At 72.3% G+C, this 25,541-nt stretch carries 20 protein-coding genes and 1 tRNA gene; 7 read left to right on the top strand and 14 right to left on the bottom strand.

All coding sequences use genetic code 11. The features are described 5' to 3' along the window. Nucleotides 1-118 precede the first annotated feature (118 nt). Together ACPZVR_RS00910 and ACPZVR_RS00905 are read right to left on the bottom strand one after the other, a co-directional pair. Nucleotides 119-688: a class F sortase gene (locus ACPZVR_RS00910; protein ID WP_436697683.1), complete on the bottom strand. Its 570-nt coding sequence runs from the start codon at nucleotides 686-688 to the stop codon at nucleotides 119-121. Nucleotides 689-1,064: 376 nt separating this feature from the next. Next, nucleotides 1,065-1,760: a response regulator gene (locus tag ACPZVR_RS00905; protein WP_436697682.1), complete on the bottom strand. Its 696-nt coding sequence runs from the start codon at nucleotides 1,758-1,760 to the stop codon at nucleotides 1,065-1,067. A 344-nt stretch (nucleotides 1,761-2,104) separates the two neighbouring features. Between ACPZVR_RS00905 and ACPZVR_RS00900 the strand changes: the two genes are divergently transcribed. Further along, a complete protein-coding gene (locus ACPZVR_RS00900) occupies nucleotides 2,105-3,940 on the top strand; it encodes a DUF7507 domain-containing protein (RefSeq protein WP_436697681.1) in 1,836 nt (611 codons plus the stop codon). Between the two features lie 189 nt (nucleotides 3,941-4,129). Here ACPZVR_RS00900 and ACPZVR_RS00895 read toward each other — a convergent pair whose 3' ends face one another. Further along, nucleotides 4,130-4,801 carry a response regulator gene (locus ACPZVR_RS00895; RefSeq protein ID WP_436697679.1) on the bottom strand — a complete coding sequence of 224 codons (672 nt, stop codon included), beginning with the start codon at nucleotides 4,799-4,801 and terminating at the stop codon, nucleotides 4,130-4,132. A 150-nt stretch (nucleotides 4,802-4,951) separates the two neighbouring features. Between ACPZVR_RS00895 and ACPZVR_RS00890 the strand changes: the two genes are divergently transcribed. After that, nucleotides 4,952-7,303, top strand: coding sequence for a sensor histidine kinase (locus ACPZVR_RS00890; RefSeq protein WP_436697678.1), 2,352 nt, complete (start codon nucleotides 4,952-4,954; stop codon nucleotides 7,301-7,303). A 5-nt stretch (nucleotides 7,304-7,308) separates the two neighbouring features. Here the strand turns inward: ACPZVR_RS00890 and ACPZVR_RS00885 are convergent, their stop codons facing one another. The 8 genes from ACPZVR_RS00885 to ACPZVR_RS00850 all read right to left on the bottom strand — a co-directional run bounded on the left by ACPZVR_RS00885 (nucleotide 7,309) and on the right by ACPZVR_RS00850 (nucleotide 16,666). Continuing rightward, nucleotides 7,309-7,530: a hypothetical protein gene (locus ACPZVR_RS00885; protein WP_436697677.1), complete on the bottom strand. Its 222-nt coding sequence runs from the start codon at nucleotides 7,528-7,530 to the stop codon at nucleotides 7,309-7,311. Between the two features lie 109 nt (nucleotides 7,531-7,639). Then, complete coding sequence (locus ACPZVR_RS00880; RefSeq protein ID WP_436697676.1) at nucleotides 7,640-8,773, bottom strand: hypothetical protein; 1,134 nt, start codon at nucleotides 8,771-8,773, stop codon at nucleotides 7,640-7,642. 47 nt (nucleotides 8,774-8,820) lie between these two features. Next, nucleotides 8,821-9,450: a 2OG-Fe(II) oxygenase gene (locus ACPZVR_RS00875; protein WP_436697675.1), complete on the bottom strand. Its 630-nt coding sequence runs from the start codon at nucleotides 9,448-9,450 to the stop codon at nucleotides 8,821-8,823. Beyond that, nucleotides 9,443-10,003 (bottom strand): LPXTG cell wall anchor domain-containing protein, encoded by a 561-nt coding sequence (locus ACPZVR_RS00870; protein ID WP_436697674.1) that lies wholly within the window; start codon nucleotides 10,001-10,003, stop codon nucleotides 9,443-9,445. The genes ACPZVR_RS00875 and ACPZVR_RS00870 overlap by 8 nt, the downstream gene beginning before the upstream one ends. 796 nt (nucleotides 10,004-10,799) lie before the next feature. Continuing rightward, nucleotides 10,800-13,736, bottom strand: a complete 2,937-nt coding sequence (locus tag ACPZVR_RS00865; protein WP_436697673.1) for a VaFE repeat-containing surface-anchored protein — start codon at nucleotides 13,734-13,736, stop codon at nucleotides 10,800-10,802. 195 nt (nucleotides 13,737-13,931) lie between these two features. After that, on the bottom strand, nucleotides 13,932-14,261 hold the full coding sequence (locus ACPZVR_RS00860; RefSeq protein ID WP_436697672.1) for a hypothetical protein: 330 nt from the start codon (nucleotides 14,259-14,261) through the stop codon (nucleotides 13,932-13,934). A gap of 79 nt (nucleotides 14,262-14,340) precedes the next feature. Then, a complete protein-coding gene (locus ACPZVR_RS00855; protein ID WP_436697671.1) occupies nucleotides 14,341-15,933 on the bottom strand; it encodes a sigma-70 family RNA polymerase sigma factor in 1,593 nt (530 codons plus the stop codon). Nucleotides 15,934-16,129: 196 nt separating this feature from the next. Then, nucleotides 16,130-16,666 (bottom strand): GNAT family N-acetyltransferase, encoded by a 537-nt coding sequence (locus tag ACPZVR_RS00850; RefSeq protein ID WP_436697670.1) that lies wholly within the window; start codon nucleotides 16,664-16,666, stop codon nucleotides 16,130-16,132. Between the two features lie 104 nt (nucleotides 16,667-16,770). Between ACPZVR_RS00850 and ACPZVR_RS00845 the strand changes: the two genes are divergently transcribed. Continuing rightward, nucleotides 16,771-18,114, top strand: a complete 1,344-nt coding sequence (locus ACPZVR_RS00845) for an MFS transporter (protein ID WP_436697669.1) — start codon at nucleotides 16,771-16,773, stop codon at nucleotides 18,112-18,114. Here the strand turns inward: ACPZVR_RS00845 and ACPZVR_RS00840 are convergent. Both ACPZVR_RS00840 and ACPZVR_RS00835 read right to left on the bottom strand, forming a co-directional pair. After that, a complete protein-coding gene (locus ACPZVR_RS00840; protein WP_436697668.1) occupies nucleotides 18,068-18,904 on the bottom strand; it encodes a cytochrome c biogenesis CcdA family protein in 837 nt (278 codons plus the stop codon). The genes ACPZVR_RS00845 and ACPZVR_RS00840 overlap by 47 nt on opposite strands. A gap of 5 nt (nucleotides 18,905-18,909) precedes the next feature. Next, nucleotides 18,910-19,722, bottom strand: a complete 813-nt coding sequence (locus ACPZVR_RS00835) for a DsbA family protein (protein WP_436697667.1) — start codon at nucleotides 19,720-19,722, stop codon at nucleotides 18,910-18,912. Nucleotides 19,723-19,858: 136 nt separating this feature from the next. Between ACPZVR_RS00835 and ACPZVR_RS00830 the strand changes: the two genes are divergently transcribed. The 3 genes from ACPZVR_RS00830 (at nucleotide 19,859) to ACPZVR_RS00820 (ending at nucleotide 23,537) form a co-directional block, all read left to right on the top strand. Continuing rightward, nucleotides 19,859-20,521: a GntR family transcriptional regulator gene (locus ACPZVR_RS00830; RefSeq protein ID WP_436697666.1), complete on the top strand. Its 663-nt coding sequence runs from the start codon at nucleotides 19,859-19,861 to the stop codon at nucleotides 20,519-20,521. Between the two features lie 710 nt (nucleotides 20,522-21,231). Then, on the top strand, nucleotides 21,232-22,410 hold the full coding sequence (locus ACPZVR_RS00825; RefSeq protein ID WP_436697665.1) for a C39 family peptidase: 1,179 nt from the start codon (nucleotides 21,232-21,234) through the stop codon (nucleotides 22,408-22,410). A gap of 242 nt (nucleotides 22,411-22,652) precedes the next feature. Then, a complete protein-coding gene (locus tag ACPZVR_RS00820) occupies nucleotides 22,653-23,537 on the top strand; it encodes a hypothetical protein (protein WP_436697664.1) in 885 nt (294 codons plus the stop codon). A 418-nt stretch (nucleotides 23,538-23,955) separates the two neighbouring features. Here the strand turns inward: ACPZVR_RS00820 and ACPZVR_RS00815 are convergent. Continuing rightward, nucleotides 23,956-24,045, bottom strand: a tRNA-Ser gene (locus tag ACPZVR_RS00815). Between the two features lie 230 nt (nucleotides 24,046-24,275). Here ACPZVR_RS00815 and ACPZVR_RS00810 point away from each other — a divergent pair. After that, nucleotides 24,276-25,454: a GAF domain-containing protein gene (locus ACPZVR_RS00810; RefSeq protein ID WP_436697663.1), complete on the top strand. Its 1,179-nt coding sequence runs from the start codon at nucleotides 24,276-24,278 to the stop codon at nucleotides 25,452-25,454. The last annotated feature ends 87 nt before the right edge of the window (nucleotides 25,455-25,541 follow it).

Genomic DNA, 25,541 nt, shown 5'->3' with positions numbered 1-25,541 from the left:
CTCGACCGCCCAGCACCACGGAGGCTGCCGGCGCGCATCCGGCGACGCGGCCCATGAGGCCCGCTTCGAGCCGGCGGAGGCGCCGAGGGTGTTCCAGGGCGCAACAGGCGGTCCGGTTTCACCCTGCCGCAGCACCGCCGGAGACGGGCGTCGCGTACCAGATCGTGCGGTGTGTCCAGCGCCCCGGACCGAGCCGCTTGCCCGAGCACACCACGACCACCAGCTGTTCCGGCCCCCACCAGCGGAAGGCCTTCTTGCGGGGGACCTTGGCGGCGCCGTACTTCTTGCGCTTGGTGACCTGGTAGCAGGCGGTCGCGGACCCGTTGCCGAGCACCAGCCGGTCACCCACGGCCAGCGAACGCAGGAGCGCGTTGCCGAGCGCGGAGTTGTCGGGCCAGGTGTGCGCCGCCATGATCACCGTGCCCTTGCCACCTCCCGGCCGCACCTGCGGGTCGAGGCCCATCAGCCACTTGCCGCGCTGGGTGACCGGCGGAGTGCCGACCGCACCCGAGGGAGTACGGCGCACACGAACGACGCGGACGGACCGGTCGATCGCCGGGATGCTGACCGTCGCCGGCGAGAGCGGGCCGGCCGGCGTGGTGCACGCAGTGGCGACGCGCAGCCTCTCGTCCGGGGTCCCGTCCGCACGAGGGACGGCGGCACTCCCCAGCGCGACGGCGACGGTCACGGTCAGGACCGCGGCGAGGCCGGCGTGGGCGGCGGTGCGGAGGCCGGCGAACCCCTTCCTACGGCCGCCCCGAGCAGGGCGGGCATGGTCAGGGAACCTGACAAAGGGGCCGGCAGTCTGCTCGACCTGCCGCACTCCGGGTTGGTCGGGGGGCACGAGTACCTCCAGGAAGCCGATGCCTTGGGGCCTGCGGGCGATCCGGAGCGCGCACGGACGATTCCGGCCGCCACGCCGGACGACGCTAGCCGCACAAGCGCGGCCGACTCCGTGCGTCCGCAGATCCGGTCGCGAAATGTCCCCTGAAACGGGGGCAGAGTCGGGTCATCGAATTGGACGCCTTGGTACGCGACACTCGCGGCCAGCAAGGGGACGCGGTTCACCCGCCGTCGTTCTCGACGGGCGACGGAGTCATCAGTCCGTCTCGGATCGCCTCCCGGTTGAGATCGATCTTGGTCCGCACGGGACGCCCCACCTCGGCGTACTTGGCCTTCACCCGCTCGAGGTACTTCTTGACGGTGTCGGGCTTCACGCCGAGGGCGACGGCAACCGCGTCGAGAGTCAGCCCGGAGGCATAGAGAACCAGGGCACGCTCTTCCTGGTCGCTGAGCCGGGGCCGCTGGGCGTCCCCCGCCATCACGCTCGCCAGCTCCGGGGTGACCCACTGCCGGCGCCGCAGCACGGCCCAGACCGCGGCGATGACGTCCTCCTCGGTGTCCCGCTTGCCCACGAAACCGGAGACTCCGGCGCGGATCATGGCGCGCACGAGCGGCACCGAAACCAGCGCAGAGAGCACCAGGACGCGCATTCCGGAGCGGATCAACCGGGCGACGACGGCTGGGTCGGCGTCGCGACCACGGTCGACCACGAGGTCGAGGATGACGACGTGGGGCATGGACTGCGGCGAGCCGTCGGCCATCCAGGCGGTCAGCTCGTCGAGTGTCTCGCAGGAGCGCACGACCCGCAGGCCCGGCTGCCGGTTGATCAGCTCCTCGGTTCGCAGTCGCTGCAACCGGTGGTCCTCGACGATCGCGACGCGCCAGCACGCCGGCCCGCCCTCCTGCACCTCTGTCACCGCTGGAACCCTCCTGAATCTCGCGCTGTCTCGTCACCTGTCCCCGGGCATCACCGACGTCTCGGGCGCAGGCGAAGGCCCGCTCGGACACGATCCGGTGGAAGGATGGGGGGACGCTCGGCAGGCACGCCAGGGTCCGTCGACGGCCGCTCGAGGCCCCGGTCGGCGTGCGGGCAGCGGCACACCGGCCATCGGTCGGCATCACTGGGGTGGGGCTCCACGCCCGCGGCTCCAGCATGGTCGTACGCCACGCGCATCGCCCCGTCACCCGTTCGGGGGGCATTTGAGCCGAGTTCCCCAATTTTGGGGATCCCCAGCGCTGGAAGGCCGCTACAAAACCGGCTATGTCCGTACTGACAACGCACCCCCGTCGCCGCGTGAGGCTCGCCGGCATCGCTGCGCTGGCCACCGCGACCGCCACGATCAGCATCTTCGGCAGCGTGCCCACGTCGCACGCCGATCCCGCCACGCCCCCCGACGAGCCGCTCACGCTAGACGTCGGCGAGTTCGAGGTGACCCCCGCGCCCGGCTCCTGCGCGGCAGTGGTCACCCTCGAGGGCGCCAACGGCGGCACGGCCGTCTCGGGTGGCGACGACGACCCGGAGACGGAGGACCCGGACAATCCGGTCCAGATCGGCGGCGGCCAGGGCGCCCGGGTCCAGTTCCGGATCCCGCTCGCACCCAGCGACGTGCTCACCGGGGTGGTCGGCGCCGGTGGCACCGGCGGCGGCCTCGGCGGCGCGTCGGGTGACGACAAGGGCGGCAACGGCGGTCCGGGCGGCCACACCGGCGGCGGTGGCGGCGGCTACACCAGCTTCGCCCTCAACGACAACCTCGTCGCCCTGGTCGGCGGCGGCGGCGGATCCGGCGGCGGCCACAACCCCGACGCGGGCGGCGGCGGTCACGCCGGCGTCGTCGACGGTCCCGGAGCGTGGGCCGGCCAGGACGGTGCGGCCGGCAACGACGCCGCCGCGGACACGCCTGAAGCTCCCGGCGGCGGCCAGGGCGGCGACACCGGCGCGCCCGGCGCCGGCGGCGTCCACGCGACCGACGCCGACAACAACGGCCTTCCCGGGGACGGCCGCAACGGCGGCCAGGGCGGCGGACCGAACGGCCTCGACCAGGGCGGCGGCGGCGGCGCCGGCTACTTCGGCGGCGGCGGCGGCGCCACCACCATCGGCGACGTCAACGGCGGGAACGGTCTGATCATCGGCGGCGGCGGTGGCGGCGGCTCCAGCTACTTCGACACCGCCCAGGGCGCGGACTTCATCCCCCAGGCCGAGGGCGAGAAACTGGCCGACGACGAGCCGAGCCGCAACGGCACCGGTGAGATCGAGTGGGTGCCGTGCAACTACGACCTGTCGGTCACCAAGACGGCCGCGGCCGAGGTGTTCGAGTCCGGCACGCCGGTGACCTACACCCTGGTGATCACCAACAACGGTCCCGACCTGATGGGCATCGACGACACCGTGACCGTGACCGACGACAAGGCCGGCGGCGGCACCCTGGTGTCCGTCCAGGCCAGCGGCAGCGGCACGCCGTTCACCTGTGACACCGCGGTCGGATCGGCGATCCCCGCCGACGGCGAGCTCGACTGCTCGCGGCCGGTGGGCGACGGGGTCCGCGGTCTCGACAACGGCGAGAAGCTGACCCTGGTCTACAGCAAGGTCCTCACGGGCAACGCGCCGGTGCTGAACAACGTGAGCGTCACCGACCGTGGCAACCCGGCCAACAACACCGCGGCGGCCACCGTGCAGCCGGCGGCTCCGAGCGTCGCGCTGGTCAAGAAGGCGACGCCCAAGAAGGTCACCAAGCTCGGCCAGAAGATCAAGTACACCTTCACGGTGACCAACACCGGCAACATCGCGCTGAAGACCGTCACCATCGCCGAGCAGGAGTTCAGCGGCAAGGGCACCCTGACCCCGAAGTGCCCGGCACTCGCGGCCACCGGCCTCGCCCCGGGCGCCTCGATCACCTGCACGGCCACCTACAAGGTCCACAAGCGCGACCTGGTCGCCGGCAAGGTCGTCAACGTCGCCACGGCTACCGGCACCACCCCCGCCGGCAACCCGGTCCAGTCGCTGCCGTCGAAGGCCAAGGTCAAGACGCCGAAGCTGAAGAAGACCAAGAAGGTGGCGGGCACGCCCGCGACCGGCGCCCGGAGCCTCTCCGGACGCTGATCCAGACAGGCATCTCCCGGGGGGAGGATGTCGAAGGTGAAGGGGCCGCGCCCGACCGGGTGCGGCCCCTTCGTCATGCAGGAACGAGGAGTCGAGGCAGGCGCAGGACGGCCCGTCGCGACGCGGTCGGCCGGCGTTCCGGCGGCGGACGGAGGAGAGCGCTCACCGAGACCTGCTCGTGGGGCGTCGTCAGCCGCGCTCGACGTACCCGTCGTCGAGGGCGATCCGGCTGAGGTCGACCTTCGACCGGACCGGCCGACCGGCCGCGGCGTACTTCGACTTCACCCGGGCGATGTAGGTCTTGGCCGACTCCGGCTTGACGCCCAGCGCCTCGGCGACCGCGCCGAGGGTGAGTCCGGAGGCATACAGGACGAGTGCGCGCTCCTCCTGGTCGCTGAGCTGCGGGCGGTCGACATCGGCCGCGATGACGGCCGCCAGGTCGGGCGTCATCCACTCACCCCTCCGCAGCACCGTCCACACGGCGTCGATCACGTCCTGCTCGGAGTCGCGCTTGCCCACGATGCCGGCCACGCCGGCCTTGATCACCGAGCGGACCAGACCGGGCGACGCGAGCGCGGAGAGCACCAGGACCCGCAGCCCGGCATCGATCAACCGGGCCACGACGTCGGGATCCACGCTCGGTCCGCGGTCCACGCTGAGGTCGAGAACGAGCAGGTGCGGGCGCCCGTGTACGGGGGTCCGCTGGACCCAGGCGAGGAACTCCGGAAGCGTGCTGCAGCTCGCGACGACGGTCAGCCCCGACTCGCGTCCCAGGATCTCCTCGGTGCGGCGTCGCTGCAGCAGGTGATCCTCCACCAGCGCCACGCGCCAGACCTCGGTCGTCGCCTCCCCCGCTCCCACGAGTCGCATTCTGGCAGGTCCGGCGTCCGGCCGTGCACAGGTGAGCAGAACTCGCCCGCCGAAGGATGCCGGGTGACATCGCGGGCGGGATCGCGGCCGGAAGGACAGACTGTCGCCACGCCCGGCCGGTCCGTGCGGCAGGGTGGTCGGGTGCAGATCGTCCGAGAGCCCGGTCGCGGGCAGCGCCGGGAGCTGGTCCACCGCCTGGTCCGCGACCTGCTGCGGCGGACGGCACCGTTCACTCCGGACGTCAGCGGCTGGGCGACGCGCAGCCTGACCGACGCGCTGACGCGAGCCTTCTTGATGGGCACCGCCGCGTGGCAGCTCGTCATGCTGATCGCCGTCGTCGCGTCACCGGGCCGCGTGTCCGCCCTGCTCCCCCTTCTTGTCGCTCATGCCGGCATGTTGGTCGCGACCCTCGCCACACGGGACGGACGGCTGCCGACCTGGCTGCCGGTGCTCGGGGTCTACGCGCTCTTCCTCGCCGACTGGGCGGCGGCCGATTCGATGGACGACCCGCTGCTGTTCGCGTCCTGCTGGATGATGAACCTCGGCGGCGTCACGCCGGCGTTCGTGTTGCGCGGTCGTACGGCGCTGGTGCTCCCGGCGCTCTCCTCCGTGCTGGTGCCCGCCGCCATGCTGGCGCTACGGCCCGACCTGCCGCCGACCCTGCCCGTGGCGGTCTTCGTCACCGTCTGGGCCATCGTGCTCGCCACCCGGGTCGGCCAGTCCTACCTCTTCGACTTCGCGAGCCGCGCCGACGCGGAGGCAGCGGCGGCACACCGCGACCAGGCGGCCGTGGCGTCCCAGGTCGCCGCCAGCCGCGCGGCGGCCGAGGACACCCGGGTGCTGCACGACACGGTGATCAACACCCTGGCCGCGATCGCCAGCGGCGGGGGCGCGGTCCGCGACGCCGAGGCGGTCCGCCAGCGCTGCGCCCGCGACATCGCGACCGTCGCCGCGCTGCAGGCCGGCGCCGAGCCGACCGGCGACGACGACGGCATCCGCGCGGCGTCGTACGACGCTCGGGTCCGGGTCCGTCACCTGGGGCTGGACGACGCCGACCTGACGAGGATCGAGGACGCCCTGGCTCCCGCGCGCCTGCGCGCCCTGCGGCGCGCGACCACCGAGCTGGTGCAGAACGCGGCCAAGCACGCCGGCGTCGACGAGGTCCGGGTGCACGCGGAGACGCGCGACGGCGATCTCGTCGTCACGGTGGCCGACGACGGTGTCGGCTTCGACCCCCGGGCCGCTCGCGCCGGCCGGGCCGGCGGGCTGGCCACGTCGGTGCTCGACCGGGCGCGCGAGGTCGGCATCGACGTCGATCTCGACACCGCCCCGGGAGCCGGGACCCGGGTCCGACTCACCGTGCCGGGCGGATCGGACAGCGCGCCCCGACCCCGCCGTCGTCGCGGTGACATCACCCGTGTCGTGCGGGTCCTGCGCCGTCGTGCCTGCCTCGTCTACGCCGGAGGCGTGTCCGCCATCGGCTTCGTGCTCGCGGTCGGCAACCATCCCGGCGAGCCGACGCCGGAGTACCTCATGGCACTGCTCTCCACCCTCGGCACCGCGCTGGCCTGGTGGTGCACCCGGAGTCGGCGGACGCTGCCGGCCTGGGTGGTCCTCGCCCTCGCCGTCGCCTCTGGCGCGGCCTTCGTGCTCTCCGCGGCCTCCGTCGACTACGGCCGGGACGATCCGGTGCTCTGGCAGGCCGTCGGCGCCACCGGGCTCCTGGTGATCCTCGCCGAGCTGGCCCCGCGTCGGACCACCATCGTGTGGGTGGGCCTCGGCTACGCGGTCGTGGTGCTCGCCGTCGCCGTCGCCGTCGGCGAGTCCTCCTCGGCCGCCCGGACCATCGTGCTGATCGCCGGCACCGCGGCGCTCGGACTGATCGGGGCGTGGCGGCGGTTCCAGCACGCGATCGGCGCGATCGGCGTCCGCGCCGCCGCCGACCAGCGTGCCGCCTGGGCCGCGCGCACCCGGCTGGCCGAGCGCGAGGCAGCCGACCGGGCCCGGGCGCGCTGGCGGACGGCCGGGCTGAACCGCTCCCTCGGGCTGCTGGAGACCGCACGCGCGGCCGTCGACCCCGCCGATCCGGCGCTGCGCGCCCAGTGCGCCGTGGAGGAGGCCTACCTGCGCCAGCTCACCCTGCTCCACCCCGACCTGGTGCACATGGGCGAGTGGTTCGCCCGGGCCCTGAGCGACGCCCACGACCGCGGCGTACGCCTGGTCGTCCGCGCCGGCGGCGAGGACCCCTCCGCGGACGTCGCCGCCGAGCTGGGCCGCCTGCTGCTCGCCGCGGTGGCCGCGACGCCGGCCGGCCAGGAGCTGACCGTGACGCTCTTCCCCGGCCCCACGGGTGCGCGGATGACGCTCGTCGGCCCCCATCCGCACCTCGCCAGCGGCGTGCGCGCGGCCGACGGCCCGCTCGCCGACGGCGCCCGGGTGCTCTCCGTCGCCGCCCAGGACATCGTGGAGATCGTCGTCGACCTCGAAGCCTGATCCGATCAGGCGGCGTCCGTCGGCGGGCGGAGCGGAAGCAGACGCACCGAGACCTGCTCGTCCGTGGGCAGCAGGTCGTTGTCACGCGTCTCGTGCTCGGCGGCGCACGCGGCGGCCAGCGCGCTCGGGAAGGGGCCGAGGTACTCCGTCACCCACGTGGTGCGGACCATGACCGCGTAGGGCTGGTCCAGTCGGGCGACCAGGTCACGGGCCCAGCGCTCGACCACCAGGTCGAGCTTACGGCTGGCATCACCAGGGTCGTCGCCTGCTGCGTCTTCATGTGGTGGGATCACACCTGGTAGACACCGGGCAGCGCGATTGATGATGCGCCTCCGGTCACCTGACTCGGTCGAACGGCCGGGCCCACCGGACCGGTTCAGCAGACCGCACCGGAGCGACGGGTCGATGGGTGACCGTGACGACCGCCGTACCGTCATCGATGCTGTCGACCTCGACCCGCCAGCCATGGCCCGACCACGGGCCCTCGCCGGCCTGGAGCAGATCCGTGTAGGGCGGGACGTGCCCCTGCGCGACATGCCGGCGCCGCAGCCGGTTGCACGGCGTACCGCAGGCCGCCGCCGACGCGTCGACCAGGGTGATCGCGATGCCCGACTCGGGGAGATGGCGGTGGAGATCGTCCGCGGTCAGCAGTTCCACGGAGAGATACCGGTCCGCGGTGAGCGGTAGCTCGAGCAGCCGCAGTCCGGTCGGTCCGGCAGAACGCTCGATCCGGTATGCCGAGACGGAGCCGTCCCGAGGCGCCTGCACGATGTCGCTCTCCGGGATCCAGCCGGCGTCGGCCAGGTTGACGCCGAGGGTGCCACCGGCGTGGCGCTCGCCGGGGTACGCCGACCGGGGTGCGGTGCTGTCGCTCATCACGTCCAGCGCGCTGTCGTACTCCGACGCCGGGCTTCCGGAGTGCGGCCAGCCCAGGGTGTGCCCCAACTCGTGCTCGACGAGGTCGAAGGCCGGCAACGGCCCCCAGTCGGGGTGAAAATCGCTGGCGCCGACGTAGGCGCCGCGCCGGGAGACGCTCGCCGGGCAGGGCGCGGCCGCCGGTGCGCACCCGGCGCCGGCGTAGCCGTGGCCGCCGTGGGCGTCGGCACGGTGCTCCGCGTTCGCGACGGCGAGAACGGCGTCCGCCGTCCGGCGCGAGCGGTCCTGGGCCCGCCCCAGACACTCGTCCCCGCCCTCGGCGACGCCCAGGGCCAGCACCCCGCCGGCGACGAAGCGCGGGGCGTAACGGCCGTGGGAGAGGGTCGCGAACCAGCGCCGCACGGGCTCGTCGAGCTGTCCCGCGACGACGGCTGGGTCAAGGTCCAGCCGCAGCGCCGACGGCTGGTAGATGGGCGCCTGGGTGTCGAGCGGGACCGTGCAGACCCAGACCTCGATGGTGTCCTGGACCACGGTCCGCGCCGTCCCGTCGGCGGTCCCCGGGAGCGGTCCTGGCAGCGCGAACAGGCCGATCACCGCCAGCGCCGCCAGGACCCACCTTCCTCGGTGTCTCGTGCCCGCCCTCACCTCAGGGGCGGCCCGACCATCCAGCCCACCAGCGAGTACCGCGTTCCCGAGGTCACGGGCGTGACCTGGTGGCCCACCGTCGATGGGAAGACGACGACCGAACCCTGCTCGCGCAGCTGGGGTTGGGCCAGCAACTGCCCGACGCCGTTCATGAACTCCAGGTCGCCGCCCTGGTAACCGCTCGGGTCCGAGAGATTGACGGTCACGCTGACCTTGCGCTCGAGTCCGGTACCCAGCTCCCCGTAGTCCGTGCTGTTGTAGCTCAGCGCGTCGACATGCCAGGCGAACTGGTCGCCCACGTCGTAGCGCAGGATGCTCAGCGTGCCGAGACCGGTCACGTCGAACCTCCACAGCAGGTTCGCGAGATGGGCGAAGTGCGAGACCAGTGCCCCGGCCCAGTGACCGGGCTCGATGAAGGTGTGCTTGGTCTTGCGCTGCTCGGAGACGACCTCCACCGGGCGGCTGGCGAGCTGGATCGTGGCGGGGTACAGCTCCTCGTCGGCGAACGAGTCGATCACCGCCTGGCAGACCTCGGGCGGGATCACGCCGTTCCAGAGCCGGTAGACGATGCTCCGTGGAGACGGGGACGCCGCGGCGCCCTCCGTCTCCACGAGGCTCTCACTCATGAGCGGTCCGGTCCGTGCGCGAGCGCCGGACCACGACCACGCCGGCGGCGGTCATGGCGGTGCCGAGCGCGAGCATGCCGAGCGTGCCGGCTGCCGCACCCGTCGCCGGGAGGCCGCCCGAGCCGTTGCCGGCCGATGCCGCCTCGACGTCGCCATCGTCCTTCTTCCCGCCGCTCTTCCCGTCGTTCTTCTGGTCGTTCTCGCCTGCGACCTTGCCCGCGCAGATCTCCGGGAAGGTGTGCACGGTGCCCGCGGTGGCGGCGACCGCGTGCACGACGCGCCCGGGCCCGGCCGGCGTTCCCGGCTCTCCCGGGGGTCCGGGCTCGCCCATCGGTCCCTGTGGTCCTTGCGGTCCGGGAGCACCGGGCTCCCCGGTGTCGCCTCGTGGGCCGGCGGGGCCCTGCGGTCCCGGCGCTCCGGGCGCGCCGTCGAGGCCGGCCTCGCCGGGCTCGCCCGTGGGTCCCTTCGGGCCGGTGGCGCCGGCCGGGCCCGGCGCACCGGTGACGGTCGCGACGCACGCGGGGTCGAACGCGGAGCAGTCGGTGGCCACCACGGCGTGGACGATCCGTGCGGGCCCGGCACCCGGAGTCCCTGGCTCTCCCGGAGGCCCGGGCTCGCCCGGCAGGCCGGGCTCACCGGCCGGACCGGACTCCCCGGTGTCGCCAGGCGCTCCGACCGGACCAGCCGGACCGGTCGGTCCGGGGTCCCCATCGTCGCCCGGCAGGCCGTCGGCTCCCGCCGGGCCGGTCTCACCCTTCGGGCCGGTCGCGCCCGGGGCACCGTCCACGCCGGGCACCACGACGACGCAGACGCCGGGCACGGCGCCGCAGTCGACAGGGCCTGGCGCGGCGTGGACCTGCCGCGCCGCACCAGGGGCTCCGGGCGCGCCGGGCGGTCCCGGCGCACCCGGTTCGCCGGGCGCTCCTTGCGGTCCGGCGGGGCCGGTCTCGCCCTGCGGTCCGGCCGGACCCTGCGGGCCGGCTGGACCCGCCGGTCCCGGTTCGCCGTCGGTGCCGTCGGCGCCATTGGCTCCCGGGTCGCCGGCGGGGCCCGCGGCCCCGTCGGCGCCGGCCTTCCCGTCCGGCGCGGACGGCAGCAGGCAGGTCACGCCTTCCTGCGCCGCGGCGGTGGGTTCGGGCTGAGCCTGGGCCTGGGAGCCCACGGCCAGCACACTCAACGTCATGACACCCGAGACGGTGGCCAGATACCCCAACTCTGGACGTGGTGGCATGGTCTGTTCCTTCTCTGCTGGAGATGAAGTGGGAATGATGCGAGTCCGGCGGCGGTGACGGAAAGTTGGCCCACCACCGCCACCGCCACCGGAGTCTGTGTCGGCTTCCGTGCCGGGCTCAGCCCAGCGGAACCGCGGTGACCACGACGTTCTGGCGGTAGTGGAAGCCACCACCCGACGTCGTCACCTTGCCGGCGCAGCTGATCAGCACCAGCTTGTGCTCACCCGTGGTCGAGAAGAACCGGTCGGGCAGCGTGGACTTCCGCGAGAACCTCTCGATCGAGGTGACGCGGTAGCGCAGCTTCTTGCCGCCCTGCCGGACCGTGACGACCTTGCCCTTGCGGATCTTGGTGAGCTTCCAGAACGCCCCCGGCCGGTCCTGCCGGTCCGAGACGTGGCCGGCGATGACCGTTGTACCGATCAGGTCGCCGGCCGCGGCGGACTGGCTGAGCTGGCCGGTGCGGGCGACATTGCCCGGCACCTGCATGGTGCCCCGCTTGATGCCGACCGGCGACGTGCGCGCGTTGACGCCGAGCGACGGGATCCGGATCCGCTCGACGCTACGACGACCCGCAGGCGTCCACCCGTCGTTGCCGTAGCCCGTGCTGACGGTCGGCGCCGGGTAGGACGGCTTGTGCACCAGCGTCGTCTCCGACACCAGGCCACACGCATGCGACGCCGCGGTGTTGCGGCTGTCCGCGGTGGTCGACGCGACCCAGGTGTAGTACCCGGTCCGGTTCACCTGCACGCTCGGCGTCTGGACCGTGCCGTTGGCCGGCGTGAAGCTCACCGTGCCCACCGCGTGGGCCGGCGTGCAGGTGATCTCGGCACGGGAGGCGAACGGACCGTACAGCGTGGCCGAGCCGGTGGCGCCGTACCCTGGGACGAAGCCGGTGATCGTCACCTTGTCCGAGACCCGGTCGCCGGGCTTGACCCGGTCGTGCGAGGTCTCCGTCGTCAGCGAGACCGTGGACTGGCCACCCCCACCCGTCTCCGGCGAGACGGAAACCGTCTGCGCGGCGTCGTTGATGTCCTTGTGCTCCGCGACGACGGCCGACTGACCGGTGACCTTGAGCTCCTCGAAGGCCACCAGCGACTGACCGGCGTACCCGGCCGGAACCGTGAACTCGACCGCGACCGTGCCGTTCGCCTGGGTCGGGGTGAAGGTCGTCGTGCCCGTGATCCCGGTCGCCGAGCCGTCCGACTTCTTCCGCAGCTCACCGGTCACCGTGTATGACGTACCCGGGGTCAGGTTCTGGTACGCGATGGTGTCCACCACGATCCCGCCCCCAGCCGGGATCGTGTGGTCACCGTCGCCCTTGTCGACCAGTGTGGTGCCGATCGACGGAGCCGGCGAGACGGACACCGTCTGCGCGGCGTCGTTGATGTCCTTGTGCTCCGCGACGATGGTGCTGCCGTTGTTGGTCGTCAGCGTCTCGAACGCCACCAGCGACTGACCGGCGTACCCGGCCGGGACCGTGAACGTCACGTCCACCGTGCCGTTGGCCGTGGTCGGGGTGAACGTCGTGGTGCCCGTGATCCCGGTCGCCGACCCGTCCGACTTGCGCCGCAGCTCACCGGTCACGGTGTACTCCACGCCGGGGACCAGGTTCTGGTACGCGATCGTGTCCACGACCGTGCCGCCTCCGGCGGGGATGGTGTGGTCACCGTCGGCCTGGTCGACCAGCGTGGTGCCGATCGACGGGGCCGGGGAGACGGTCACGGTCTGCGCGGCGTCGTTGATGTCCTTGTGCTCGGCGACGACGGCCGGCTGACCGGTGACCTTCAGCTCCTCGAACGCGACCAGCTGCTCGCCGGCGTAGCCCGACGGGACCGTGAACGTCACGTCCACCGTGCCGCTGGCCGTGGTCGGGGTGAAGGTCGTGGTGCCGGTGATCCCGGTCGCCGAGCCGTCGGACTTCTTCCGCAGCTCACCGGTCACGGTGTACGACGTTCCGACCACGAGGTTCTGGTAGGCGATGGTGTCGACCACCGTGCCGCCGTCGGCGGGGATCACGTGGTCACCGTCCGCGTCGTCGACGAGGGTGGTGCCGATCGACGGAGCGGGCGCGGCGGCCCAGGTGACGTCGGCCGAGCCGGTGGTGGTCGCGGTGCTGCCCGCGACCAGCATCATCGACTGCGCGTGGCTGCCCTCCGTGGGCGTGCCGCCGGAGGTGGTCGGCACCGAGATCACCATGCCCGAGCCACCCGCACCCTGAGCGGTCACGGTGACGGTGGCGGAGCCCGCGGTGGTCGAGCCGCGCAGGTCGAGGTAGACCTCCTGGCCGTCGACGACGGCCGAGGTGTCGATCAGGTTGCCCGACGCGTCGGTCACGGGAACACCGGACGGCCCGGTCACGCTGACGGTCAGCTGGTTGGTGTGCACCGTGAAAGGCCCGACCAGGGTGCCGGCCTGCTGGGCACCCGCCGGCGCGGTCACCGTCGCGGTCACGGACGGGATGTCACCGGGCGACATCGTCGCGCCGCCGTTCACGGCGTTGACGAGGTACTCGTAGGCGGCCTGCGAGTCGGGCGACGACCAGCTCCAGGGCGCGTCGAAGCCGAGGTCGGTGTAGCGCCAGATGGCGTACTGCGTCGCCTCGACGGCGTCGTTCACGGAGATCCCCGGCGCACCGACCTGGGCGCCGAACGCAGCCAGGCTCATCGACGGGTAGCTGTGCATGACGATCCAGAGCACCTTGCCGGCCACGGTCGGGTCGGTGTCGAAGTAGTTGACACCCAGGAACGACGAGAAGTCGCCGGCGACCGCGGTGCTGTTGGACTTCGCCGGAATCCGGTTCTCGAGGCAGTAGGCCCAGTAGTCGGCGGTACCCGGGTTGGCCGTATTGGCCGGCATCGGCGAGTACACACTGTGGATCCTGGTCCCGCTGTAGCCCTCCGTCGCCGAGCCGATCCAGACGGGGTCGCCGTCTCCCGGCTCGCTCGTCGCCGACGCCGACGTCGCCAGCGACGGCAACACCGCCGCCCCCAGAGCGAGGGCCAGGCCCACCACCCAGATCCGCCACGCGCGGTGGCTCCAACTCCACTTGCTCACTGATCTGTCCCCTTCATCTCGACGTCGCGTGGTGCGCGACGCATAGGTCGTTCGACATGGATCCGCACGTCTCCGTCCCTGCCCCGGGCCCCACCCCGGCCGCCGGGCTCCCGTACGAACTGAAACGAGCCATGGCGCCAGGAGCGCCGGTGCCACGGCCGAATGTCCCCCGTTCGGGGGACAGGAGCGCGTCGCTCATCCGCGTTCTCCCGATCGCTCCACCAGATGGGGGCAGAACGGCGGCAGCAACGGCGTCACGCGATAGCTGCGCTCGCCCTCGACGTCCGCGTTGACCCGTCGGTCGTCCTCCGATGCGCACAACGCCGCCAGGGCGTCGGCGTACGGACCCGAGACGTAGGTGGAACCACCTTCGGTGATGGTCAGGACGTGCGGACGGTCGAGGTCGGCGACGCCCTCGCTGATGACGTGGTCGAGCAGCAGCTGCAGTGCTGCCTCGGTCCGGCGATCGTCAGCCCGATCGGGTGACGGATCGTCCGACCAGCGGTTCGTGGTGACGGCTCCCATGCCCGGGAGACACCCGTGCCCGGTGGATATGACGCGACTCGGAAGAAAAAGTTCCGATCGTCCCGGGACGGGCGCCGGTTCAGTCGACGGAGCCGGTCGTCTCCTCGTCGTCGCGTCCCGGCGAGGGCACCGAGATCGCCCGCTCGTTGTTGCCCAGGTCGGCGTCGCGACCCTCGACTCCGACGATGCCGAAGCCGAGGTACGTCGTGTGCGCGGCCTTGACGTCGACCGTCAGCTGCGTGGTCCCGGACCCGGCCAGGACCGTGTCGACCCACAGCGCGTTCCCGGGGCCGGAGGCGCAGGCCTTCACCCCCGCGTCGCCGACGGCCACGCAGTAGCGGGTCGCGCCGACGCCGTTGATCGCGACCTGCACGGGCTGCCCATCTCCGTCCACCTGGATCGTGACCCGCCGCCACGCGGGGCCGGCCGGCGACGTGCTCCAGACCGGGACGGCGAGGCGAGGGTCGCCCGCCCCGGGCGACACGGTGTCGGTCGGGATGTCCGTCGGGACATCCGTCGGAGCGTCCGTCGGCGAGGGCGGCGCGGTGCTCGGCGGGTCCGCCGGGGCCTCGGCACGCGGCGGCAGCGGCGTCGTCTCCCCCGCCGTCGAATCGGCTTCACCGCCCAGCTCGTCGACGGAGCGGCCGCGCCCCGACGGGCTCCCGGGCGGAGCGACCCGAGGGTGCGGTCGGGTCGTGGCTCTCGGAGGCGTGGAGTCGGCCCGGGGGTGCAGGGAGGAGGCGGGAGCCTCCGACGCCTCCGCGCCGACCTGCGTCCGTGCCGCCGCGACCGGCTCGTCGGTCACGTCCGGTGCGGCCATGCGGACCGCCGCCAGCGCGACGCCGACCACCGCGCCGGCGACCGCTGTCGAGGCGAGGACGGCCGTGAGCGTCTTGCCCGTCGAACCGCCGAGGAAGGCCCCGACGCCGCCGGCGGTCGCCGCCGCCCCCGCCGCTCCCGACGCGGCCACCGACAGGGCGAGCGGAGCGAGCAGCGCGCTGACGTCGTGGCGCGCCTCACCGAGCTCGAGGAGGGCGACCGGACAGGAGCCGCAGGCCCGCAGGTGGCGGTCGACGGTCTCCCGCCGCGGTCGGCTGAGATGGCCGTTGACGTACCCGGGCAGGTAGCTGACGATCTTGCGGCACTCGGTCGAGTCCGTGGCCTGGGCGTACTGCGCGAGATAGGCGTCCGCGAGTCCGCGCCGGGCCCGCACGGCGAGCGCCGCGACGGCGTTGGGCTTGATGCCGAGGAGCTCGCCCACCTCCTCGTGCGGAACCCGGTCGACCTCGCAGAGCCACAGGACCTGCTGCCAGCGGGCGGGCAGCGTGGTGAACGCGTCCCGCACCACGCGGTTGGTGAGGTGCCGCCCGGAGGCGTCGTCCTCGACGAGCAGGGGGATCAACTCGCTCGGCTCGGTCGTCAGCTCGCGGCTCTGGGTCCGCAGCCGGTTGACGGCGACATTGTGGACCGTGACGCTGAGGTACGGCCGGAAGGTCGTCGTCGGCCCGCCGCCGTTCTTGAGGATGGCGAAGATCCGGGCGAAGGCCTCGGCGACGGCGTCCTCGGCGTCGCGTGGCCCGACGACGCGTCGGGCCACGCCCAGCGCGTACGCGCGGTGTCGGACGAAGAGCACGTCGAACGCGGATTCGTCCCCCCGACGAACCCGGTCCAACAGCTCTTCCTCGGAGTGAAACTCCATGTCCCCCCTGAGCCCGGCCCGGGCCGCGACGGCGGCACCTCTCCGGGCGACCCGTCGGCCGCTGGCCGAACACCTATCCCTACCGCAGGTTAGGCCGAAGGTCCCTCCTCGGGGGTACGGATGGCGGTCGGGGCCGGTTTTGTCCCCCGAACGGGGGGCAGGCCCCGCGTCAGCCGAGCGGCTTCTCCAGCAGGGTGAACTCCAGGTCGTCGCGCTGGGGCAGTCCGAACCGCTCGTCGCCGTACGGGAACGGCGAGCGCACCTGTGTGTCGACGTACCCGCGGCGCAGGTAGTAGGCGATCAGGTCCGTGCGCTGGCGGATCACCGTCATCTCCAGGTGGGTGCTCCTCCAGGTCGTCCGGGCGACCTCCTCGGCACGCTCCATCATCTGCCGGCCCAGGCCACCGCCCTGCCGGGTCGGGTCCACCGCGAACAGCCCGAAGTACGCGCGCTCGCCCCGCCGCTCCACGTGACAGCAGGCCACGAGGCGGCCGTCCTCGGGCGCGACGGCGACCAGCACGACGCTGTCCGCCGCCTCGACCACCCGGCGGACGTCGTCGGCGTCGGTGCGCTGACCCTCGAGCAGGTCCGCCTCGGTCGTCCAGCCCTGGCGGGACACGTCGCCGCGATACGCCGACTCGACCAGGGCCACCAGCGCGGGGACGTCGGCGGGGGTGGCGGTGCGGAACTCGTGGTCGGGGCGCATGGCCTCCATCCTCCCCCGGGTTCGAGGCGACCCTATTGGGATACAAGTTGTACCCTAGTTGCGCCCCTGCGGCGCCCGGCCGCACGACAAGAAGCGCAGTCACCGTGGCCCCCTCTTCATCGCGTTCCACGCACGCCCCTGCACCGCCCCACGGGGCGACGGCCGACGACCCGGCGGTCCGCGCGATCCAGCGCCGGACGCTGGCCGTCGTCATCACCTCCCAGGTCTTCGGCGGCGCCGGCCTCGCGGCCGGAGTCACGGTCGGCGGGCTCATCGCCGAGGACATGCTGGGCAGCGAGGGTGTCGCCGGGCTGCCCTCCGGCGTCTTCACGCTCGGGTCGGCACTGGCCGCGTTCTCGATCGGGCGCTACTCGCAGCGCGCCGGACGTCGCCTCGGCCTGGCCGCGGGCTTCCTCACCGGAGCCGCCGGCGCGGTCAGCATCGTCGTCGCCGCCGTGGTCGAGAGCCCGGTCCTGCTGTTCGCGTCCCTGCTGGTCTACGGGTCGGGGACCGCGACGAATCTGCAGGCACGGTACGCCGGGACCGACCTGGCGACGCCGGCGACGCGTGCGACGGCCGCCGCGGCGGCGATGGTGGCGACGACCGTCGGCGCGGTCGCCGGCCCCAACCTGATCGGCCCGCTGGGCGAGCTCGCCGGCGTCGTCGGCGTACCCCACCTCGCGGGACCGTTCCTGCTCGCGGCGGTCGCGTACGGCGCCGCCGGCCTGTGTCTCCTCGTCCTGCTGCGCCCCGATCCCCTGCACGTGGCGCGCGCCCTGGTCGTGGAGCCGGGCGCGCCCACGAGCGAGCAGGCCGCGCCCGGAGGGGCTCCGCGGCGGAGCGGCATCGCCCCCGGGGTCGTCGTCGGCGCGACGGTCATGGTGCTGACCCAGTGCACGATGACCGCGATCATGACGATGACACCGATCCACATGCGCCACCACGATCACGGGCTGCGGGCCGTCGGACTGGTGATCAGCCTCCACATCGCCGCGATGTACCTGCCGTCCCTGGTGACCGGCCGGCTCGTCGACCGGGTGGGCCGGCTGCCGATGGCGGCCGCTGCCGGGGCCACGCTCCTGACGGCCGGGATCGTCGCCGCGGCGGCGCCGCCGACGTCGACGACCTGGCTGACGCTCGCGCTGGTCCTGCTCGGTCTGGGCTGGAATTTCGGTCTCCTCGCCGGTACGGCCCTGATCGTCGACTCGACCACGGGCGACGACCGGGCCCGCACCCAGGGCTCGGTCGACGTCCTCATCGCCCTCGCGGGCGCGACCGGCGGCGCCGCGTCCGGGCTCGTGGTCCGGCTGACGAGCTTCCCCACGCTCGCCATCGGCGGGGGCATGCTGGCCCTCGTCCTCGTCCCGGTCGCCCTCTGGTACGCGACCGGCCGACGCGCGGCTACGCGTCCGGATCGCGGCGGGGTGCCGGGCGCAGGAACCGGATGAACCCGAGGACCGCGACGATGATCAGGAGCGCCCCCAGCAGGGCGCGATCCGACGCGTGCGCGGCGAGGTCCGCTGCCCGCTCCTCGAACCAGGCCTGGGTCCCGACCGAGCCGAGCCCGCCGACCTCGGCGAAGCCGTCGGTGAGCAGGAGCAGGACGCCGATCGCGATCGTGACAGCGCCGCCGGCCACCTGCGCCCAGGTCGTCCGCACCGGACCGACGGCCACCGGTCGCGGCCGTACGGCGACCCGCGCCCCCGGGGAGCGTCGCCAGACCAGGGCCAGCACCAGCAGGGGGATCGCCATGCCCGCCGCGAAGAAGGCCATCAGCGTGCCGCCGTACGCCGGGCCCGCGCCGAAGGCGGCGTAGGCCAGCACCGCGCCGAGCAGCGGACCGGAGCAGGCGCCGCTGACGCCGTACACGGTGCCGAGCAAGTAGACCGAGACCGCCGAGGTGGACCGGGCCGGTCCCGCCGTCCGTCCGGGCAGCCGCAGGGACAGCGCCTGACCGCAGCCGAGCAGCACCAGCACGACCGCGGTGACGGCGACGATCGTCGAGCGGTGCTCGACCAGGACGCCACCCAGCGTCGCGGCCGCCACGCCCATCGGCACCAGCACGGTCGCGAGCCCCAGATAGAAGACCGCCGTGCGCCCGACGAGGCGACGCGGGTCGCCGAAGGCGGCGGAGAAGAAGGCGGGCAGGAGCATCACCGAGCAGGGGCTCAGCAGGGTGAGCAGTCCCGCGAGCACGGCGGCGACGAGCCCGACGTCGACCCCGGCCTGGAGCTGCACGGTGCTCAGTCCCCCTCCGGCAGACCGCGCTCCTCGAGCTGCTCGTCGATGACCTGCTCGAAGACCTCCCACGGCTGCGCGCCGGAGAGGGCGACGTCGTCGATCACGAAGAAGGGCACCGACGTGAGGCCCAGCTCCCGGGCCTCGGCGAGGTCGGCCTCGACCGCGCGTCGGGTGGCCGGGTCGTCCATCTCCCGTTCGAAGCGACCGAGATCGGGCACGCCCGCCTCCCCCGCGAGCTCGAGGAGGCGCTGCCGCGGGAGGGGCGGGTGGCCCGAGTCCGGCGCCGCCCCGTAGAGCGCGTCGAAGAACTCCCAGAACCGCCCCTGGCTGCCCGCGGCGCGGCCGGCGAGCGCGGCGTTCTCCGAATCCTCCCCGAACATCGGCAGGTCCCGGAACTCGTAGCGCACCAGGCCCGCGTCGACGTACTTCTCGACCAGGCGCGGCAACGTCTCCCGCGCGTACTTGGCACAGAAGGGGCAGCGGAAGTCGGCGTACTCCACGATCGCCACCGGTGCTCGCGGGTCGCCGACGGCCATCGGGTCGCCCGGGAGCCGACGCGCCAGGCCCGGGTCGTCGTCCCGCGGCGCCGGGTCCGTGGACGCACCATCCTCCTCTCCGCGCGCGGCGTCGCCCTCGCTCCGCGCCGCCTGATCGCCGCCGTCGCCGCCGTCGCCCCCGTCGCCGCCGTCGCCGCGCAGACCGGAGACGAGGAGCACGACCCCGAGCACACCGACGATCGCCAGCACCACGACGAGGAGTGCGCGGCGGCGGCCCTCGCTCGGCTGGGTGGGGTCGGGGCGGTCGAGGGGTGGCACAGGGAACCTCCGCGTTCGGGAGTGCATGGGACAGGAGACTTGTATCCTAGATGCATCCCAGTCGTGCCGTCCGATCGGCTCCGCGACATCCCTAGGATCGCCTCGGACACCGGGCACGGGAGCGGAAGGAGACGCCATGAGCGGTCGGGGGACAGGCCCGAGCGCGGGCGAGCGCGCCTACGCCCACATCCGCGAGGCGATCCTCGGCGGCGAACTCGCCGTCGGCACGATGCTGAGCGAGAACGAGCTCGCCACGTCGCTGGCGATGAGCCGGACTCCGGTACGCGCGGCCCTCGTGCGCCTGCAGGAGGAGGGCTGGGTCACCATCTACGCCCAGCGCGGGGCCCTGGTCAACGGCCTCAGCGCGCGCGAGGTGCAGCAGTCCGCCGAGGTCCGCCACGCGCTCGAGACGGCGGGCGTCAGGCGGTCGGCCGCGCCCGCGCGCCAGGAGAGCGAGAGCCGGCAGCGGGAGAACCTCGACGAGCAGGAGCGAGCCCTCGAGGCCGGCGACGTCCCGGCGTTCGCCCGCCTGGCGCTGCGGTTCCACCGCACCTTCGTGGCGCTCGCCGACAACGACCTCATGCTCGCGATGTACGACCGCCTCCAGGACCGCCAACTGCTGTCGATCAACCAGAGCGCGGGCCGCATCGTCGGCGAGCCGCAGCAGGTCCTCGCCGAGCACCGCGGGCTGCTCGACGCCGCCCTCGCCGGCGACAGCGCCCGGTTCGCCGACCTGCTCGAGCGCCACCAGGCGCGCAGCCACGGGTTCGAGGGCGGCTCGCCCGCCGCGGCGTACTGATCCGGAGGCGGCGCCGCGCGCGCCGTGGTGGACCGGGACGTCCCAGAACGACGAACGGACCCACGTCTCCGTGGGTCCGTCGCCGATGTCGTGCGACATCTTCTGGCGGCCCAACTGACGCAGGGTTGGAACAAGACAGTCTGGGATCATGTAGCTGAGGTGGCTGCCGTCGGGGCGCCGGCCGATACTCGGGAGGACCCGGTCACCGGCCGGTCCAGCGGCAACGACGGCTGTCCGAAGCGGGCATGGATCTGGTCACCAGGGACTACTTGGCCGGCTTCTCGGCCATAGCAGTCGGAAAGAAGTACGGCATCGATCCCCAGACTGTGCTGAACAACTTGCACGCTCGCGGCATCACACCACGGCCAACCAATCCGCAGGCCATCTCCGGTGACGACCTGAAGCGGGTGATTGCGCTCCGCGCTGAGGGCTGGACCTACGAGCGCATCGCACCCCGACTACCAACCGGCCGATCGACCCCAAGGCCCCCAATAGCGAGGCATCCCGCGAAGCCAGTGTTACCGCGGAAATCCCGGCAATCGCAGGTCGCGCGTCAACCCCACTACGGCCGCGTACCGAGTTGTCACCCCCCGTGACAACTCCCCCTTCGCGCAAGGACAATTTCTTGTGACGCCCTACAAGAACTCGCCGCACCAATTAACGTCGAGGCCGGCTTTCATTCGCATCTTTTGACTAATCTAGGAGAAGAAATGCGCCGGAAATCGGTTCCGCTGGCCGTGGGCCTCTCAGTCGCTATTACCATCCTTGCACCGGCGTATCAAGGTCCCGCGATAGCCAGCGAACCACCGCCCGGCTCACAGGTCGTGCACGAGATCCCGGACGCAGACGCCATCAGCGCCGAGATCGACAGGGTTGTCGCCGAAGTTCAAGATCTCCGGAAGCTGAAGAGCCAGCCCGCTGCGGGCGTACCAGGTGTCGATCAGCAGGTCGAGAACGTCTTCCGGTGCGCAGAGTTCATGGAGACCGCGCGGTACTGCCTCGGCTACGGATGGACGACTTCGACCGAAGATGCGGTGCAGGCTGAACTGCAAGCAGTGGCGGTCACGGAGAGCACGCGACGCTCGGCGGCCGAGGAGACGGGCGACCTCTCGCTGCAGGAGATGATCGACCGCTCCTCGGCCATGTCCGTTGACGAGCGGGCCCTTGCGGATCGACGAGAGCTTGAAGATGCCGCCACCGGGATCGAGAAGTTCATTCAGCTCGAGGAGCTTCGGCTCGGTCCGGATCCGGTGTCGATCGACGCACCTGCGGGCAGTGTCGGCGCGAGGGCGGTGATAGGCGGCTACACCTACCCTGAAAGCGGGGGCATCCTGCAAGGCCGGGTCTCAGAGCAGGAGACGACCTATTGGTGCGGGCCGACCACTCTGCAGATGATGGCTTGGAACTATGGCAGCCACGCCAAGGTCGCGCAGTCGACGTGGGCCACGCGTCTCAACACCACTAGCGCCGGAACGGCTATCAGCGACATGATCCGGGTGATCAACAACAATGGCCAGTTGAGCAAATGGGTGACCCAACAGGGCGCCAAGTACTTGGCGCTAGACATCAGTGGTCACACCTACGCGCAGTGGTACCAGCTCAACGTGAACCACTACTCCACTTGGTCGACGCCGGTCGTGCTTCACCCGATCTTGCTCAAGAAGTACTACCCCTACCTCGACGACAACGGCTCTGGGCACTTCCAACTGGGCCGAGGATGGGATTTCGAGTCCCACAAAGCCGACTCCTGGCAGTTGAAGTACTATGAGCCGTGGAACCAGCAGCGTTTCAACCCCTCCGAGCCCTTCATCCCGCGCAAGCAGAAGCGCTGGGCAAAGAACTCCTATCTGGCCAACAAGGAGCACTTCCAGCACAACATCGGAGTTTGATGCGCTGCGCACTTCTGCGCGGGACAGTCGTTCTGACCGTTGCGGTCCTTCTCCTCGCCGGATGCTCGGGCGAGGAGAAGGACCCACCGCGCGTAGCAGGGCCAACTGCGACCGTCCCTGACACGCCTACCTCACGCACGCCGTCCGCTCCCGCGGAGCCGCCTGCTGCCACAGACCTCGCGTGGGCAAGCACAGATGCCCTTCCCCGAGAGGAAGGTGCGCAGGCGGCCGGCGGCAAGTACGTGGTCACCACCTCGGGTGAGTCGACCGCGAACGTGCGCGACCGTCGCTCTCTTCGCACCCTGTTCACCTACGAGGCTCCAGACGGATTCGAGATCAGAGAGGTGTTCCTCGAGCCCCCGCACCTCATGGTCGTCAACTCGGACCCCACCGACGAGCAGGGCGACCACCCGGTCGTGATCGATCTCGAATCACACACCGAGCGCGATCTCCCCGCAGTGACACCGCAGACCTGGTCGGGCGGCTGGTCGCTGCGCGCGGGAAGAGTCACCTACGGAGCACGCGATAGCGGCGACCGCTACTGCCTGGCAGCGACAACGCTCGACTCCACGGAGGGCGCCATGGTGGAGTGCGTGCCTCCGCGGCACGGATTCCATCAGGTCGGCCAATCACCGTATGGCATCGGCTATGCGCGGTTCGACGACCGCCGGCCGGCCTCCTGCGGGACAGCGCGGGCACAGCGAGCACCGGGGTCCGTGGCCGACGTCCCAGGACCGACCGCGTGCAAGGTGTGGGACGTCCTGCCTCTCAAGGGCGACGGTGCCGTTTGGGGCGAGGTGCCGAAGCCGCGTCAGATCGAAGTCAGTGAGATCAAGTACCGATTGCCGGGAGAGAAGGTCGAGTCTCTCGGCTACGGCACGACGGGGTCACTTACGTGGTGCGGAGACTCGGCATGGTTCCTCCGGCAGATGGAGGGCCGACTCATGCGGTGGAGCCCCGAGCGTGGCCTGGAACTAGCCTTCGAACTTCCCGCCTCCGAGCAGGTCGCGGTCCTGTCAGCTCCCGTCTGTTCGGGCAACTCCATCGCCATCTTCGAATCACGAGAGAAGAAGCGCGCCGGAACCACAGAAGTCATCCACAGTGCGCGCGCACACGCGACGCCCTAGCGCGATACCCGCCAGCAAGGACGGCGTCGGCCGGTCGGCACCCAGGCCGCACCCTTGGCTCCGTCCGCAGTCGCCCGATCCCACGCCTGCCGTTCGCGCTCGGGCTGTGGAGAGCGACGGCGATGCGGATGATGTGGGCCTGCTGCACGAACCGGACCAAGCCCGCCAACTCCTCAACACCGCCGTCTTCGGACCCTTCGAGGTCGACACCCACCCGGACGACGCCGCCACAGGCCCCGTCACCGCCCACAGGCCCCGTCACCGCCCACGGGCCGCTCAACCCCCTCATCGGAGCCGTCCTCGCCACACCCGACCCGGACGGCGGCCACACCGCCCGACACGGCGCCGCAAAGGGGGGCCAGAAACGAAAGAACCCTCGGCGAGCTTTCGCTCACCGAGGGTTCCTACCTGATTCATCTGGCGGTGGCGGAGGGATTTGAACCCTCGGTGGACTTGCGCCCACAAACGCTTTCGAGGCGTTCTCCTTAGGCCGCTCGGACACGCCACCGCGGGAGACCTTACCGGAGCGGCGGGGCGGGCCCGAAATCGCCCGGGACCACGGCGTGCGGCAGGTCCGGCCGACGCTCGGGCAGCCCGCGGGCCGGGGCGCATCGGTCCGATGCAACCTGGTTGCAACCTCTGTGCGGGATCGTCGGCGCGAGAGACGCTCGTCATAGGGGGAGAGACGCCGTGCCCGGACTCACGACAGCCACCGCCGGACCGCGCCGAGGCGGCGGGATGCGCGCGGAGGTCGCCGCGTCGTGGGAGCGGTCGGCGGCCGCCGGGGTGGACGTCACCCTGCGGGAGGCTCCGATCGCGCTGGACATCCCGGACCTGCGGGGGCAGCGGGAGGCGCATCCGCTGGCCCGGGTGTTCCCGCTGCTCGACGACGTGCTGGGACGGGAGGTGCGGGCCTGCGGTGCGGTGATGGCTCTGGCCGACGCGGAGGGCACCCTGCTCTGGGTGTGCGGTACGCCGGAGCGACTGCGCGAGGCGGAGCGGATCGGCTTCGTCGAGGGGAGCAACTGGGACGAGCGGCTGGCCGGCACCAACGCACCGGGACTCGCGCTCGCCACCGGCCGCGAGGCACTGATCACCCGCGACGAGCACTTCCGCTCGTCGGTGCGCTCGTGGAGCTGCGCCGCGACGCCCATCCACGACCCGGGGACCAGCCGGCTACTGGGCGTGCTGGACGTGACCGGCGGCGACGCGATCGTCGTACCCCAGACGATGGCGATGGTGCGGGCGGCCGCTCGCCTGGCCGAGGCGGAGCTCGCCCGTCAGGCGCCTCCCCCGGCGCGCACCGACCGCGGCACGGGGATGCGGCTGGTGCTCGAGCTGCTCGGCCACGACGAGGCGCTGGTGAGCGTCGACGACGGGCGCGGCCGCCCCGGCCGACTGCGGCTCTCGCGCCGCCACAGCGAGATCGTCGCGCTCCTCGCCGCCTCCCCCGCCGGCCTGACCGGCGACGAGCTGGGCGTCCTGCTCTACGAGTCCGACGGGGGTACGTCGACCCTGCGTGCCGAGCTGAACCGACTGCGCGGACTGCTGGGCGACGAGCTCCTCGCCTCCCGCCCCTACCGGCTCGGCGCGCCGGTGAGCGGCGACTGGCTGGCCGTCGAGGCGCAGCTCGCGGCCGGCGACCTGCGCGGCGCCATGCGCGGGTACACCGGTCCCGTGCTCCCGCGCTCCACCGCGCCGGGCGTGGTGCGGCTGCGCGAGAGCCTGGCGGCCTCGTTGCGCCAGGCGCTGCTCCGCTCCGGGGCGCCGGACCTGATGTCGACCTGGACCCGGTCCGGGTGGGGACGCGACGACTACGAGATGTGGCTGGCCCAGCGCGCCGTCGTACCGGCGTCGTCGCCGATGCGGGCCCTCGTCGACGGGCAGGTCGCCCGGCTCGACGCGGAGCTCGCCTGAGGACACGAGGCGGTCCACGCAACGGGCCTGCAACGTTGCGCTCCCTAGCGTCGTGACGACCGTCACACCGACGGTCCCGACACCTCA

Origin of the sequence: Nocardioides segetis, assembly GCF_051390595.1 — a bacterium.
In the GTDB taxonomy this organism is placed as follows: Bacteria; Actinomycetota; Actinomycetes; order Propionibacteriales; family Nocardioidaceae; genus Nocardioides.
The sequence above is the reverse complement of the archived record's forward strand: the minus strand, read 5'-3'. Positions and strand labels throughout refer to the sequence as shown.